At 69.6% G+C, this 14,766-nt stretch carries 13 protein-coding genes and 1 tRNA gene; 4 read left to right on the forward strand and 10 right to left on the reverse strand.

Features of this window, described 5'->3' with window-relative positions:
* The first annotated feature begins 232 nt into the window (after window positions 1-232).
* On the forward strand, window positions 233-1,015 hold the full coding sequence (locus STRCI_RS17200; RefSeq protein WP_269664568.1) for a hypothetical protein: 783 nt from the start codon (window positions 233-235) through the stop codon (window positions 1,013-1,015).
* Window positions 1,016-1,094: 79 nt separating this feature from the next.
* Here STRCI_RS17200 and STRCI_RS17205 read toward each other — a convergent pair whose 3' ends face one another.
* Window positions 1,095-1,406, reverse strand: coding sequence for a hypothetical protein (locus STRCI_RS17205; RefSeq protein WP_269659836.1), 312 nt, complete (start codon window positions 1,404-1,406; stop codon window positions 1,095-1,097).
* Between the two features lie 104 nt (window positions 1,407-1,510).
* Between STRCI_RS17205 and STRCI_RS17210 the strand changes: the two genes are divergently transcribed.
* Window positions 1,511-1,741 carry a DUF4287 domain-containing protein gene (locus STRCI_RS17210; RefSeq protein ID WP_015659915.1) on the forward strand — a complete coding sequence of 77 codons (231 nt, stop codon included), beginning with the start codon at window positions 1,511-1,513 and terminating at the stop codon, window positions 1,739-1,741.
* A 78-nt stretch (window positions 1,742-1,819) separates the two neighbouring features.
* Here the strand turns inward: STRCI_RS17210 and STRCI_RS17215 are convergent, their stop codons facing one another.
* The 3 genes from STRCI_RS17215 to STRCI_RS17225 all read right to left on the reverse strand — a co-directional run bounded on the left by STRCI_RS17215 (window position 1,820) and on the right by STRCI_RS17225 (window position 4,299).
* Complete coding sequence (locus STRCI_RS17215; protein ID WP_269659837.1) at window positions 1,820-2,716, reverse strand: Bax inhibitor-1/YccA family protein; 897 nt, start codon at window positions 2,714-2,716, stop codon at window positions 1,820-1,822.
* Between the two features lie 190 nt (window positions 2,717-2,906).
* The gene (locus STRCI_RS17220; protein ID WP_269659838.1) at window positions 2,907-4,082 is read right to left on the reverse strand and encodes a 4-hydroxybenzoate 3-monooxygenase; all 1,176 of its coding nucleotides are present in this window, start codon (window positions 4,080-4,082) and stop codon (window positions 2,907-2,909) included.
* 134 nt (window positions 4,083-4,216) lie between these two features.
* Window positions 4,217-4,299, reverse strand: a tRNA-Leu gene (locus tag STRCI_RS17225).
* Window positions 4,300-4,686: 387 nt separating this feature from the next.
* Here STRCI_RS17225 and STRCI_RS17230 point away from each other — a divergent pair.
* Both STRCI_RS17230 and STRCI_RS17235 read left to right on the forward strand, forming a co-directional pair.
* Window positions 4,687-5,487 (forward strand): ABC transporter ATP-binding protein, encoded by an 801-nt coding sequence (locus tag STRCI_RS17230; RefSeq protein WP_269659839.1) that lies wholly within the window; start codon window positions 4,687-4,689, stop codon window positions 5,485-5,487.
* On the forward strand, window positions 5,487-8,015 hold the full coding sequence (locus STRCI_RS17235; protein WP_269659840.1) for an ABC transporter permease: 2,529 nt from the start codon (window positions 5,487-5,489) through the stop codon (window positions 8,013-8,015). Before STRCI_RS17230 ends, STRCI_RS17235 begins: the two co-directional genes overlap by 1 nt.
* A 47-nt stretch (window positions 8,016-8,062) precedes the next feature.
* Here the strand turns inward: STRCI_RS17235 and STRCI_RS17240 are convergent, their stop codons facing one another.
* The 6 genes from STRCI_RS17240 to eno all read right to left on the reverse strand — a co-directional run bounded on the left by STRCI_RS17240 (window position 8,063) and on the right by eno (window position 14,746).
* Complete coding sequence (locus STRCI_RS17240; RefSeq protein ID WP_269659841.1) at window positions 8,063-9,352, reverse strand: SAM-dependent methyltransferase; 1,290 nt, start codon at window positions 9,350-9,352, stop codon at window positions 8,063-8,065.
* A gap of 173 nt (window positions 9,353-9,525) precedes the next feature.
* Window positions 9,526-10,914 (reverse strand): NAD(P)/FAD-dependent oxidoreductase, encoded by a 1,389-nt coding sequence (locus tag STRCI_RS17245; RefSeq protein ID WP_269659842.1) that lies wholly within the window; start codon window positions 10,912-10,914, stop codon window positions 9,526-9,528.
* Window positions 10,915-11,356: 442 nt separating this feature from the next.
* The gene (locus STRCI_RS17250; RefSeq protein ID WP_269659843.1) at window positions 11,357-12,298 is read right to left on the reverse strand and encodes a Ppx/GppA phosphatase family protein; all 942 of its coding nucleotides are present in this window, start codon (window positions 12,296-12,298) and stop codon (window positions 11,357-11,359) included.
* Window positions 12,295-12,825, reverse strand: coding sequence for a DUF501 domain-containing protein (locus STRCI_RS17255; RefSeq protein WP_269659844.1), 531 nt, complete (start codon window positions 12,823-12,825; stop codon window positions 12,295-12,297). Before STRCI_RS17255 ends, STRCI_RS17250 begins: the two co-directional genes overlap by 4 nt.
* Window positions 12,826-12,892: 67 nt before the next feature.
* Window positions 12,893-13,369, reverse strand: a complete 477-nt coding sequence (locus STRCI_RS17260) for an FtsB family cell division protein (RefSeq protein WP_269659845.1) — start codon at window positions 13,367-13,369, stop codon at window positions 12,893-12,895.
* Window positions 13,370-13,465: 96 nt separating this feature from the next.
* On the reverse strand, window positions 13,466-14,746 hold the full coding sequence (gene eno / locus STRCI_RS17265) for a phosphopyruvate hydratase (RefSeq protein ID WP_269664569.1): 1,281 nt from the start codon (window positions 14,744-14,746) through the stop codon (window positions 13,466-13,468).
* Window positions 14,747-14,766: the final 20 nt, after the last annotated feature.

A 14,766-nucleotide genomic window follows, 5' to 3' on the forward strand; every position in this document is an offset into this window, starting at 1 on the left:
CCCGGTAACAGCCCAGGTTCCGGGCCTGTTTGTGATCCAATCTCCCCCAGGATGTGACCTATCTCCCTCAGTCGAGGGATTTCCGCAGGTCAGGGGCGTCTCACCCGTCTCGCCGGACCCAAAGCCCTGTCCGGTTCGTGACGTTACGCACTGACAGATTGATAGTCCACCCTTCAAGCTGATGTAGGAAGTCGGGGGTCGACTTTGAACCGGGAGTACGTCAGTGAGCGCCATGCCGATCGCCCTGCTGCTCACCACGGCCGCCACCGGCGCCGTGGGCGTCGCCGTCCTGCGCACCCTCATGGTGCTGCGCCGACAGGTCGCGGCCCTGCACACCGAGCTGGCCGCGAACAACGCGGCGGCGGCCCGGGGTCTGGTGCCGGCCGCGCGTGCGGCCGCGGACACCGATGAGATACGCGCCGCCGTGGCCGAGGCCCTGGCGGAGGAGCGGGAGCGGGAGCTGGCCGAGGCGCGCGCGTTCTGGGCGGCCCAGGAGGCCCGTGACGCCTCCGACGCCCCGACCCTGCTCGGCCTGAGCGACAGCGAGCTGTTCCTGCCCCGGCAGACCGACTTCGTGGGCCTTGAGCCGCTGGAGCCGGTCACCGAGCCGCCCGCGGACGCCGAGGAGTTCGCCGGGGACTCCCCCGAACTGGCCGCGGCCCGCCGTCGGCACCCCTCGCACCCGGACTTCGTACCGGTCCAGTCACCGGTCGTGAACGACCACGAACGCACGGTCGCCGCCCTGGAGGACCTGGCCTCCTCCGCCACCGAACTGACCGACGTGCGCCCCGGCCCGCTCGGCACCCTCGACGTCTACGTCTTCGCCGACGGCACGACCCTGTGCATGACCCCGGGCCACCGCGAAACGGCGGAACGCCTCGCCGGGGCCCTCCGCACCGGCGAGACCCCGGTCCTGCTGGGCGGCTCGGGCATCTCGGGCGCGTACACGCTGACGTTCCGGTGCGGCGAGGAGAACGTGTACATCCTGGCGGACCGGGTCATAGCGAGCCTGTAAGCGGCGGGGCGGGAAAGGTACCTAGGGGCGCGGGGAACTGCGCGACCAGCCACAACAGACCGTCGGCCGCCAGCGCACCTCAGACCCCCGCCCTCTTCTGCGCATCCTCCACCAACCGCACAGCCTCGGAAACCTGGCCATCGTCCGTCAACACGAGCGCCAAGTCATGCACGGCAACGGTGATTTGATCAGCCGCGGCAAACATCCCCGCATCCGGCATCACCCGAGGCTCCTCCGAGCACCCTTCAAGAACCTGCGCCCTCCGAGCCAACTCCCTGGCCAGCGCCAGCGCTTCCGCGGCGGCCCCCCGTTGCAGACGGGACTGCGGCGCCGCCCGCAACCGGTCGGCGAAGTGATCCACAGCCTGGGTCAGACGCGTCGTATCCACCACGCCGCAACCGTACGCGCCGAACCGGGACTGTTGCCAACACGCGAACGCTCAGGCACGGTGACCTGAAGGACCGGCTTACATCCCCTTTGCGTCCGGAGGCGCCGATGTCCCACGTCCTCTCCGAGGAGACCCACCGCAACATGCTCGCCCGCATCCCCCACTGCACCGGTCGTGAAGTCTCCGACTGGCTCCGCACCGTAGAAGACGGCCCCGCCCTCGTTCGTTTCGAGGAGAAGGTCAGCTGGCTTCGCCACGAATACGATCTCGCGTACGGCCACGCGAAGGCGATCGTCCACGAGTACGACCTGAGGAGGGCGGCGCGCAAGTTCCTCTAGGCGCGCACAGACGAACGCACAGACGGCGAAGGGCCCCGGGTCGGAACCCGGGGCCCTTTCCTGTGATCCGGTCGCGGATCAGTCGCTGCTGTTGAGGATCGAGATGAGCCTCAGGAACTCCATGTAGATCCAGACCAGCGTCAGCGTGAGGCCGAAGGCGGCGAGCCAGGCCTCCTCGCGCGGGGCACCGTAGGCGATGCCGTCCTCGACCTGCTTGAAGTCCAGGGCCAGGAAGGCCGCGCCGAGCAGGATGCCGACGACGCCCATGAGGATGCCGAGCGGGCCGCTGCGGAAGCCGAGGCCGTCACCGCCGCCGAAGACCGCGAACAGCAGGTTGACCGCCATCAGCATGATGAAGCCGAGCGCGGCCGCCATCACGAAGCCGACGAAGCGGCGGTTGACGCGGATCCAGCCCGCCTTGTAGGCGATCAGCACGCTGAGGAAGACACCCATCGTGCCGAGCACGGCCTGCATGGCCGCGCCGTCCGCGATGCGGTTGTCGACCACGCTGGAGACCACACCGAGGAACACACCCTCGAACGCGGCGTAGGAAAGGATCAGCGCGGGCGAGGCCTTGCGCTTGAAGGACTGCACCAGCGCCAGGACCATGCCGAGCAGACCGGCACCGATGGCGATGCCGTACGAGCGGCTGATGTTGGCGTCGTCGACCGGCAGCAGCGCCCAGGCGAGCGCGGCGGTGACGACCAGCACGCCGAGGGTCGTGCCGGTGCGCATGACGACGTCGTCCATCGTCATCCGGCCGGTGGTGACCGGGGCCTGCGGCGGCGCGCCGTACTGAAGGTCCTGCTGGGCGTAGGGGTTCTGGGCGTACGGGTTACCGCCCTGCGGCTGGGCGTACGGGTTGCCCTGCGTGCCCACAGCGGCGCCCCCGGCCTGCGGCTGGGCGTTGAATCCCGCATAGCCGTTGTCGCGGCTGAACCCCCGTCGCGAGAAGACCGGGTTGCTGCTCCTCATTTCACTCCTCCATGGCCACCTTGCGCAGCCTTGGGCTCAAGAGTAATGGAAAGGCAAAAGAAAGACTCTACTGCTTGGGGAGGATCTTTCCCTTGTCATGCTGCGCAACACGCTACGTGGGTCCCTGATTCCCGGCACCGGAGGGGCCCATTCATGACCAACCCGCGACACGTCCGGAACCCGTCGGTGATCAGCCGAACGGGAACCCCGTGTACGCCTCCGCCAGATCGGTCCCGGCGGCCCGCGAGGAGGCGATCCGCGCCAGCCGGGCGAGCTGGAGCCGGTCCTCGAACGGGGTGGCGTCCGGGGCCCGGTGGAGCAGGGTCGTCATGTCGCAGGAGAACCGCTCGGCCTGCCACACCCGCCGCAGACAGGTCGCCGAGTACCCGTCGAGCAGCTCGGCCGAACCGGTCTCCCTCTCGTACGTCAGCGCCCGCGCGAAGGTGACGACGTCCCCCACGGCCAGGTTGAGCCCCTTGGCCCCGGTCGGCGGCACGATGTGCGCGGCGTCACCGGCGAGGAAGAGCCGGCCGTGGCGCATGGGCTCGTGGACATAGGAGCGCATCGGGGTCACCGACTTCTGGGTGATCGGGCCGCGGGCGAGGCGCCAGTCGTCGTCCGTCTCGAAGCGGCGCTCCAGCTCGGCCCAGATCGCGTCGTCCGGCCAGGACTCGGGGTCGGTGCCCTCAGGGACCTGGAGGTAGAGGCGGGAGACGGACGGGGAGCGCATGGACAGCAGGGCGAAGCCCCGGTCGTGCCGGGCGTAGACCAGCTCGTCGTGCGAGGGCGGTACGTCGGCCAGGATGCCGAGCCAGGCAAAGGGGTACGTCCGTTCGAAGGTGCGGGTCAGCTGCTCGGGGATCGCCTTGCGCGCCACGCCCCAGTGGCCGTCGCAGCCGACGACGTAGTCGCACTCCAGAACCTCCTCGCGGCCTTCCGTCCGGAAGCGGACGCGCGGGTGGTCGGTGTCCGCGTCCTCCACGGCCAGGGCCTCCGCCTCGAACATCAGCGGGTGACCCTCCTTCAGCTGGAGGGCGATGAGGTCCTTGCAGACCTCGGTCTGGGCGTAGACCGTCACCGACCGGCCACCGGTGAGCGCGGGGAAGTCGACGCGGTGGCGGGTGCGGTCGTAGCGCAGTTCCACCCCGTCGTGGCGCAGGCCCTCGCGGTCCATGCGCTCACCCGCGCCGGCCGCGCGCAGGACGTCGACCGTGCCCTGCTCCAGGATCCCGGCCCGCTGCCGCTGCTCGACATAGGCACGGTCGCGGCTCTCCAGGACGACCGAGTCGATACCGGCGCGGTACAGGAGCCGGGCGAGCAGGAGGCCGGCGGGGCCGGCTCCGATGATGCCGACGGTGGTGCGCATCGAGGCTCCGTTCAGATGCGTTCGCTTAGTGAAGTTTGTTTCACTGACCTTGAGGCATGAGTTTCCGACCGCATCCGCGCCGCTGTCAACGGTCATGCGGTGAACTCTTCAATGGACGGTGCAGGTGTCGGAGGTGCCCGGAACCGGACTTGAACCGGTACGCCCGCGAGGGGCAGCGAGGTTTAAGCTCGCCGTGTCTGCATTCCACCATCCGGGCAGGCCATGGGCTCCGCGTCGAGGTTCCGAGCCTATCGGGACGCATCCCCCGAACAGCGGAGGGACGACCCGATGTTGTCTTATTTTATTGACGTCTGAGGGTGCATCAGCCCGCGGAACGAGCCATCCGCACTTGCCAATAGCCTTGCGTGCGACGCACGGCCACGCATGGGGAATGACGGAATTTCACCGCCCGAACAAGGACGCTCCACCTGTTCTCGACACATCCGCTCTCCGGGGCGCCGTCATCCCCAGGTATGACACGGCCGCGCCCGGTGCGACCGGAGTCTGCCTTCGGAACCGGAACAGCGGCTGACTACACGAAGACTTGCGGCCGTGACGATGGATGAGTCCCCCGAACCCGTCATCCATCGAGGAGCGCCTTCTCGTGACCACCGCATCCATCGCCGGCCGGGCCACGTCCGTGGCCGCGTGCGCCACGGATCTGTCGAAGATCTACGGACAGGGCGAGACCCAGGTGGTCGCCCTGGACCGGGTCTCCGTCGAGTTCCGGCAGGGCGAGTTCACCGCGATCATGGGCCCGTCCGGCTCCGGCAAGTCCACCCTGATGCACTGCGTCGCCGGTCTGGACACCTTCTCCTCCGGCTCCGTGCGCATCGGCGACACCGAGCTGGGCTCGCTGAAGGACAAGCAGCTCACCAAGTTGCGCCGGGACAAGATCGGCTTCATCTTCCAGGCGTTCAACCTGCTGCCGACGCTGACGGCGCTGGAGAACATCACCCTCCCGATGGACATCGCGGGCCGCAAGGCGGACCAGCAGTGGCTGGACTCCGTCATCCAGATGGTGGGCCTGCGGGACCGCCTCGGGCACCGCCCCTCCCAGCTCTCCGGCGGTCAGCAGCAGCGCGTCGCGGTAGCCCGGGCCCTCGCCTCCAAGCCGGACATCATCTTCGGCGACGAACCGACCGGAAACCTCGATTCCCGTTCCGGCGCCGAGGTGCTGGGCTTCCTGCGCAACTCCGTACGGGAGTTGGGGCAGACCGTGGTGATGGTGACCCATGACCCGGTGGCCGCGGCCTACGCGGACCGGGTGGTCTTCCTCGCCGACGGCCGGGTGGTGGACGAGATGTACCGCCCCACGGCGGATGGCGTGCTTGATTTCATGCTGCGCTTTTCTGGGGGGAACCCCCAGACCCCCGAGTTCGACGCGAAGGGCCGCACCAGCTGATGTTCCGCACCGCCCTGCGCAACGTCCTCGCGCACAAGGCCCGGCTCCTGATGACCGTGCTCGCCGTCATGCTCGGCGTCGCGTTCGTCTCCGGGACCCTGGTCTTCACCAACACCCTCTCCAACGCCCTCCAGAACAGCTCGGCCAAGGGCTTCGACCAGGTCGACGTCGCCGTGACCGCCAAGTCCCAGGAGGACAAGGGCAATACGATCGGCAAGACGCCCGAGCTGACCGAGTCCCTCCTCGACCGGAGCGCCCAAGTGCCGGGCGCCGCCTCCGCGATCGGCGTGGTGAACGGCTTCACCGCCCTCGCCGACAAGGACGGCAAGCTCATCGGCGGCGGCTTCCAGTCCCAGGGCGGCAACTACTGGGGTGCCAAGGACACCCGGTACCCGCTGGTCGACGGGCACGCCCCGAGCGGCGCGGACGAGGTCCTGATCGACTCCGAGACCGCGAAGCGCGCCGGGTACGAGGTCGGCGACACCGTACGGCTCTCCGTCGACGGGCCCGTGATCGCGCCGACCGTCGTGGGTGTCTTCACCACCGACGACGGCAATGTCGCCGCCGGTGGCAGCCTCGCCCTGTTCGACACGGCGACGGCGCAGAAGCTGTTCGGCAAGACCGGCACGTACGACGAGATCGACGTCCGGGCCGCGGCCGGGACCAGCGAGGAGGCGCTCAAGGCCGCGCTGGACAAGGCGCTGCCCAAGGGGCAGGTGGAGACCACCACCGGCACCGAACTCGCCGACGAGCAGGCCGAGGTGATCTCCTCGTCGATGAGCGGTCTGAAGCAGGGGATGCTGGTCTTCGCCGGGATCTCGCTGTTCGTCGGCACCTTCATCATCGCCAACACCTTCACCATGCTGGTCGCCCAGCGCACCAAGGAACTCGCGCTGCTGCGCGCCGTCGGCGCCTCGCGCCGCCAGGTCACGCGGTCGGTGCTGATCGAGGCGTTCGTGGTCGGCGCGGTGGCCGCGGTGGCCGGTCTGGTCGCGGGCATCGGCATCGGCGCGGGCCTGCGCTCATTGATGGGCACGCTCGGCGCGACCGTCCCCGACGGGCCGCTGGTCGTCTCCACCGGCACGATCGGGACCGCCCTCGCGGTCGGCGTGGTGATCACCATGCTGGCGGCCTGGCTGCCGGGCCGACGGGCCGCGAAGATCCCGCCGGTGGCGGCGATGAGCAGCCTGCACGCCCAGGCGACCACCAAGTCCCTGGTGCTGCGCAACACCCTCGGCGCACTGTTCTCCGGCGCGGGTGTGGCGGTCGTCCTGGCGGCGACCGCGATGGAGGGCTCGGACGGCCAGGCCCCGATGGGGCTCGGCGCGGTGCTGCTGATCATCGGTGTCTTCATCCTGACGCCGCTGCTGTCCCGCCCGCTGATCGCGGCGGCGGCGCCGCTCATGCGGATCTTCGGGGTGTCGGGCAAGCTCGCCCGGCAGAACTCGGTGCGCAACCCCCGCCGTACGGCCGCCACCGCCTCCGCGCTGATGATCGGGCTCACCCTGATCACCGGGATGACGGTGATGGCGGGCAGCCTCCAGCAGGGCATCGACAAGATGGCCTCCTCGTCGCTGCGCGCGGACTACGTGGTCTCCATGGCCAACGGCAACGAGCTCTCCACGGACGTCGACAGGAAGCTGCGCGCGCTGGACGGCGTCACCGCCACCAGCCCGCTGCGCAACGCGCCCTCCCGGATCGACGGCGAGACGGAGTACCTCACCGGTGTCGACGGCTCCTCCATCGGCGAGCTGACCGAACTGCCCCTGGACGGCGGCGCGTTCCAGGTCGGCGGCGGCCAGGTGGTGGTCGACGACGACACCGCGGAGGCCCATGGCTGGCGGGCCGGTTCGACGTTCACCGCGCACTACGAGGACGGCGAGGCGCAGCGGCTGACGGTCGCCGGGGTCTACCAGGGCAACGAGATGATCCGCGGGATCATGCTCGACAACCGCGTCCTCACCCCGCACCTCACCGACCCGGGCGACATGCAGGTCATGGTGAAGACGGCCGACGGCGCCTCGGAGGCGACGAAGGACGCGCTGGAGAAGGCCCTCGGCTCCAACCCGGCCATCCGGGTCCAGGACAAGCAGGACATCTCCAATGAGATCGCGCAGATGTTCACGCTGATCCTGAACATGGTCTACGGCCTGCTCGCCATGGCGGTGATCGTGGCGGTCCTCGGGGTCATCAACACCCTGGCGATGTCGGTGTTCGAGCGCTCCCAGGAGATCGGCATGCTCCGCGCGATCGGCCTGGACCGCAAGGGCATCAAGCGGATGGTCCGTCTGGAGTCCCTGGTGATCTCGCTGTTCGGCGGGGTGCTGGGCATCGGGCTCGGCATGTTCTTCGGCTGGGCGGCCGGCGAGCTGCTGGCGTCGAGGATGGCGACGTACGAACTGGTCCTGCCCTGGGCCCGGATGGGCGTCTTCCTGCTGCTGGCGGCGACCGTGGGCGTGCTGGCGGCGCTGTGGCCGGCCCGGCGGGCGGCGCGGCTGAACATGCTGACGGCGATCAAGTCGGAGTAGCGGCAGAGATGTTGGGCCCCGCTTCCTTCTGGGGGCGGGGCCCTTCGTCAGTTCCAGGTGCGGGATCTCAGGGGCATTCCGGAGGCGCCGGAGCCGGGGGTGCGGACCGCCAGGACCTGGTTGACGCCGATCTGGTTGTGCTCGAAGGCGAGCGCGGAGGCGGCCATGTACAGGCGCCACACCCGGGCCCGGCCGGGGCTGGTCAGCCGTACCGCCCGGGGCCAGTCGTCCTCCAGGCGGGCCACCCAGTGGCGCAGGGTCAGGGCGTAGTGCTCCCGGATCGACTCGACGTCCCGCACTTCGAACCCGGCGCGCTCCAGCTGCCCGACGGTAACGCCGATGGGCTGGAGTTCGCCGTCGGGGAAGACGTAGGCGTCGATGAACTCGTCCACGTGGTATGTCGATTCGTCGCGCTGCGGGCGCCGGGCGATCTGGTGGTTGAGGAGCCGCCCGCCGGGTTCGAGGAGCCGGTGGAGGTCGGTGGCGTACTCCAGGTACCGGTCGGCGCCGACGTGTTCGGCCATGCCGATGGAGGAGATCGCGTCGTAGGGCCCGTCCATGACGTCCCGGTAGTCCTGCACCCGGATCTCGATCCGGTCGGTCAGCCCCTCGTCGGCGGCGCGCTTGCGGGCGTACGCCGCCTGCTCCTGGGACAGCGTGATGCCGACGACGTGCACGCCGTACCGCCGGGCGGCGTGGGCCGCCAGCGAGCCCCAGCCGCAGCCGACGTCGAGGAGCCGCACACCGGGCTCCAGGCCGAGTTTGCGGCAGACCAGGTCGAGCTTGTCGTGCTGGGCCGCTTCGAGGGTGCTGTCCGGGGTCTGCCAGTAGGCGCAGGAGTACACCATGGAGGGGCCGAGGACGATCTCGTAGAAGTCGTTGCCGACGTCGTAGTGGTGGCTGATGGCGCGGCGGTCGGTGCGCTTGGTGTGGAGGTGGCCGCGGCGCCTGACCTCCTCCTCGGGGGGCGCGGGCGGGAGCGGTGACCGGGCCATCGCGAAGAGCCCTCTGACCGCCGAGCGCACCTCGGGATCGCGCAGCGCCTCGGTGAGCGAGCGGGTGTCCTCGCCGCGCTCCCAGATCAGGCCGGAGAGCAGGTCGAGGCCGGCGTAGAGGTCGCCCTCGATGTCCAGGTCGCCGGCCACCCAGGCGCGGGCGAGGCCCAGTTCGCCCGGCCGCCACAGCAGCCGGCGGACGGCCCGGCGGTTGCGGACCACCAGCACCGGTGCGCCCGGCGGACCCGCCTGTGAACCGTCCCAGGCGCGGACGCGCACGGGGAGCGGTGCTCCCACCAGTTGTTCGACGAGGCCCTTCAGCCGCACCGCGGCGTCTGCCATGGCGCACACCTCCATGACGGAGATACCGGAATGTCCAGGTACCCACGTAAACACCAACGGGGCGGCGGCGCAGTCCCCCATCTGCGTTAAGAGTCCGGTGCTCCCGGGGACGCCGAAGGGCCTCCCGCACCACGGATGGCGGGAGGCCCTTCGGATCGATCAGTGACCGGAGGTCAGGAGGCCTTGGCCTTCTCCTCGGTCTTCGGCGCGGCGGCCTGGGGAGCCGGGGCGGGCTTGGCCGCCTCGTAGAACTCCTCGCGCGGGGACTCCAGCGCGCCGAGCGCCACGACCTCGCGCTTGAGGAACATGCCGAGGGTCCAGTCGGCGAAGACGCGGATCTTGCGGTTGAAGGTCGGCATCGCCATGCCGTGGTAGCCACGGTGCATGTACCAGGCGAGACGGCCCTTGAGCTTGATCTTCACCTTGCCCATGACGATCATCGCGACGCCCTTGTGGAGGCCGAGACCGGCCACCGCACCCTTGTTGGCGTGGCTGTAGTCCTTCTGCGGGAAGCCCCGCATACCGGAGATCACGTTGTCGCCGAGGACCTTGGCCTGCCGCAGCGCGTGCTGCGCGTTCGGCGGGCACCAGGCGTTCTCGTTGCCGGCCTTGCGGCCGATGAGGTCCGGGACCTGGGCGTTGTCGCCGGCGGCCCAGATGTAGTCGGTGCCGGTGACCTGGAGGGTCGACTGGCAGTCGACGTGACCGCGCGGGCCGAGCGGCAGACCGAAGCGGGCGAGAGCCGGGTTCGGCTTCACACCGGCCGTCCACACGATGGTGTTGGAGTCGACCTCAAGGCCGTTCTTCAGCACGACGTGGCCGTCGACGCAGGAGTCCATGGAGGTCGAGAGGTAGACCTCGACGCCACGGGCCTCCAGGTGCTCCTTGCCGTACTGGCCGAGCTTGGGGCCGACCTCGGGCAGGATCTTGTCGGCGGCGTCGACGAGGACGAACCGCATGTCCTCGCGGGAGACGCTGGTGTAGTACTTGGCCGCGTCGCGGGCCATGTCCTCGACCTCACCGATGGTCTCCGCGCCCGCGAAGCCGCCGCCGATGAAGACGAAGGTGAGCGCCTTGCGGCGGATCTCCTCGTCGGTGGTGGAGTCGGCCTTGTCGAGCTGCTCCAGCACGTGGTTGCGCAGGCCGATGGCCTCCTCGATGCCCTTCATGCCGATGCCCTGCTCGGCGAGGCCGGGGATCGGGAAGGTGCGGGAGACCGCGCCCATCGCGATGACCAGGTAGTCGAAGGGCAGCTCGTACGCCTCGCCCACCAGCGGGGCGATCGTGGCGACCTTGCGGTCCTGGTCGATGGTGGTGACCCGGCCGGTGAGGACCTCCGCCTTGGGCAGCACGCGTCGCAGCGGGACGACGACGTGGCGCGGGGAGATGCTGCCGGCGGCGGTTTCGGGGAGGAAGGGCTGGTAGGTCATGTACGACCGGGGGTCGACGACCGTGACGGTCGCCTCTCCGTAGCGCATCTGCTTGAGGATGCGCCGAGCTGCGTACAGGCCTACGTACCCACCGCCTACTACGAGGATCCTGGGACGCTCCGTGGTGCTCATGCCATCGAGTATCCACCCGCCTCAGGGGGGTCGCTCGTGCGCCCCTTCACAAGCTTGTCCAGGGGGTGTGCTATCCTCCGCGACCCGCGTGATCCAGGTCATGGCGGCGGGGAGTCCCGCGGTGTAGTGCGGGTGGCTGTCAAGGCCGCGTGAGCTGCCTCTCTGGGCATTCAGAGCCGCCGTGAGCCCCTCGAAACACCCCCGTGCGAACCCGCCCTCCGGAACCCCCCTGCACCCCTTCTGAACATGTTCAAGGGGGTGTTGAGCCCCCAGAAGGGCCAACCGGACCCTTTCCGTGCAACACCGGGGCCCAATTCCTTGTGAAGAACTTCACGAACTTTCTCGCCGGAACGCCGACGAGGGGCCCTCAAGGGCCCCTCGAACGTGCTCAGACGCTACATGACCTGCTCAACCGATGCTACCGAGCGGTAACAAAGGAGAGCTATGCCACCGACCATGCGATGCCGTCGAGGATGTCGTGCTCGCTCACGACGACCTCCTCGGCACCGATCCGCTCCATGATCGCCAGCAGTACGAGGGCCCCGGCGGCGATCACGTCCACGCGCCCCGGGTGCATGGAGGGCACGGCGGCGCGCTCGGCGTGGGTGGAGCGCAGCAGCCACTCGGTGATCTCACGGACCCGGTCGTGGGAGACACGGGAGTGGTGGATCCGGGCGGAGTCGTACTCGGGCAGCTCCTGGGCGATGGCCGACACCGTCGTCACCGACCCGGCGAGCCCGACCAGGGTGTGCGCCTCGCGCAACGGCACGGTCAGCTCGGCGAGGTCGAGGGCGGCCTCGATGTCCGCCCGCATGGCCGCGACCTGCTCCTCGGTGGGCGGATCGGAGACGACGCCGTCCCGCACCAGATGCCGCTCGGTCATCCGCACGCACCCGACGTCGACCGAGCGGGCGGCGCGCACATGCTCCTCGCCGACGACGAACTCAGTGGATCCCCCGCCGATGTCCACGACGAGATAGGGCTTGGGGAGATGGTCGTGTTCCGCCAGCTCCCTGGTGGCGCCGGTGAAGGAGAACTCCGCCTCCTGGTCCCCGCTGATGACCTCGGGCTCGACGCCCAGGATGTCCATCACCCCGCGCACGAAGTCGTCCCGGTTCTCGGCGTCCCGGGAGGCGGAGGTGGCCACGAACCGCAGCCGCTCCGCGCCGTGCTCCTTGATGATCTCCGCGTACTCCCGGCACGCGGCGAAGGTCCGCTCCAGCGCCTCGGGGGCGAGCCGCCCGGTGCGGTCGACGCCCTGGCCGAGCCGCACGATGGTCATCCGGCGGTCCAGGTCGACCAGTTCGCCCGTCGCCGGGTCGCAGTCGGCGACAAGGAGGCGGATGGAGTTCGTACCGCAGTCGATGGCGGCGACCCGGGTCACCGGCCCTCCTCCTGAACCTGCGTCACACACGCGCCCTTGCGCCACCACTCCGGCAGCATCGCGAGCGCCTCGTCGCCCAGCGGGTTCACCCCGGGCCCGGCGGCCAGCGAGTGCGCGACCAGGACGTGCAGGCACTTCACCCGGTCAGGCATGCCGCCCGCGCTCGGGAAGCCCGTCAGCTCCTCGATCTCGTCCCGGCGCCGGATGTAGTCCTCGTGCGCGGCCCGGTAGGCGGCGGCCAGCTCGGGATCCGTCTGGAGCCGCTCCGTCATCTCCTTCATGACACCCTCCGCCTCCAGCGTGCCGATGGCGGAGTTCGCCTTGGGGCACGTCAGGTAGTACAGCGTCGGGAAAGGCGTACCGTCCGGCAGCCGGGGCGCCGTCTCCACCACGTCCGGCTGCCCGCAGGGGCAGCGGTGCGTGATGGCGCGCAGCCCGCGCGGCGGCCGGCCGAGCTGCTGCTTGAAGGCCTCGACGTCGGCGTCGGTCGGCTCGGTGCGCGGAGTGGAGGGCGGGGGCGTTTCCATAACAGCCTTTACAGTCTTTCGTCTCTGTCCATCGGTCGGCGGCGTACGTCACCGTCGGCGGCCTTCGTCAACGGTCGGCGGCGTCGGACTTGTCGACCCCGTCCCAGACGTTGGCGTACCAGGCCCGGTCGGCCGCGCCGAGATCGGTGCGCGTCTGCTTCGCGGCGTCCGGGTCGATCACCACGAACCCGGTCTCACCCGGCATCACATAGTGCAGCCGCTCCCGGATCCGCTGCTCCGCGTACGCGTCGTCCTTCCAGCGTGCCTTGAGATCGCGCAGCTCCTCCACCCGCTCCCGGGCCTGCTCCCGCTTGCGTTCCAGATCGGCGATCTCGGCGCGCTGGGCGACGTACTGCCTTATCGGGTAGGCGAGGGCGACGACCAGGGAGCAGACGACGAGGGCGAGCAGGGCCGCGCGGCCGGTCAGCCGGGAACGGCGGGCCTGCCGTTTGGTCTGGGAACGGTAGACCCGGGCCGCCGTCTGCTCACCGAGCAACCGGATCCTGGTCGCGGTGGAGAACCGGTCCCGGTCCTTCACGGCCATGTTCCCGCCTCCCGTTCCACACGCGCGTACGTCCCCGCACACGGTACGGGACCGAGTACGGGGACGTACGTACGACTGGCTAGGCCCTTACCGGGATCAGCCCTTGAAGCGCGGGAACGCCGAGCGGCCCGCGTACACCGCGGCGTCGTCGAGGATCTCCTCGATGCGCAGCAGCTGGTTGTACTTGGCGACGCGGTCCGAGCGGGCCGGGGCGCCGGTCTTGATCTGACCGCAGTTCACGGCGACGGCGAGGTCGGCGATGGTGACGTCCTCGGTCTCACCGGAGCGGTGGGACATCATGCACTTGAAGCCGTTGCGCTGGGCCATCTCGACGGCGTCCAGGGTCTCGGTCAGCGAGCCGATCTGGTTCACCTTGACGAGCAGGGCGTTGGCGGAGCCCTCCTCGATGCCGCGGGCGAGACGCTCGGGGTTGGTGACGAAGAGGTCGTCGCCGACGATCTGGACCTTGTCACCGAGCTTGGCGGTGATGGTGTTCCAGCCGGCCCAGTCGTCCTCGAACAGCGGGTCCTCGATGGAGACGAGCGGGTACGCCTCGACGAGCTCGGCGTAGTACTCCGTCATCTCGGCGGCGGAGCGGTCCTTGCCCTCGAAGGTGTAGACGCCGTCCTTGTAGAACTCGGAGGCGGCCACGTCGAGGGCGAGGGCGATCTGCTCGCCGGGGGTGTAACCGGCCTCCTTGATGGCCTCGATGATGAGGTCCAGGGCGGCGCGGTTGGACTCCAGGTTCGGGGCGAAGCCGCCCTCGTCGCCGAGGCCGGTGGACAGGCCCTTGGTCTTCAGCACCTTCTTGAGGGTGTGGTAGACCTCGGCGCCCCAGCGCAGGGCCTCGGAGAAGGACTCCGCGCCGATGGGGGCGATCATGAACTCCTGGATGTCCACGTTGGAGTCGGCGTGCGAGCCGCCGTTCAGGATGTTCATCATCGGAACGGGCAGCAGGTGCGCGTTCGGGCCGCCCAGGTAGCGGAAGAGCGGCAGGTCGCTGGCCTCGGAGGCGGCGTGGGCGACGGCGAGGGAGACGCCGAGGATGGCGTTGGCGCCGAGCGAGCCCTTGTTGTCGGTGGCGTCCAGGTCGAACATCGCCTGGTCGATCAGGCGCTGCTCGGTGGCGTCGTAGCCGACGAGCTCCGGGCCGATCTGCTCGATGACGGCGAGGACGGCCTTCTCGACACCCTTGCCGAGGTAGCGGTTGGGGTCGCCGTCACGGAGCTCGATGGCCTCGAAGGCACCGGTGGAGGCACCGGACGGAACGGCGGCACGACCCGTGCTGCCGTCGTCGAGGCCGACCTCGACCTCGACCGTGGGGTTGCCTCGGGAGTCCAGGATTTCCCGGGCTACGACGACGTCGATGGACGGCACGAGCATCTCCTTCATGGGAT

Source organism: Streptomyces cinnabarinus, from assembly GCF_027270315.1.
Classification (GTDB): domain Bacteria; phylum Actinomycetota; class Actinomycetes; order Streptomycetales; family Streptomycetaceae; genus Streptomyces; species Streptomyces cinnabarinus.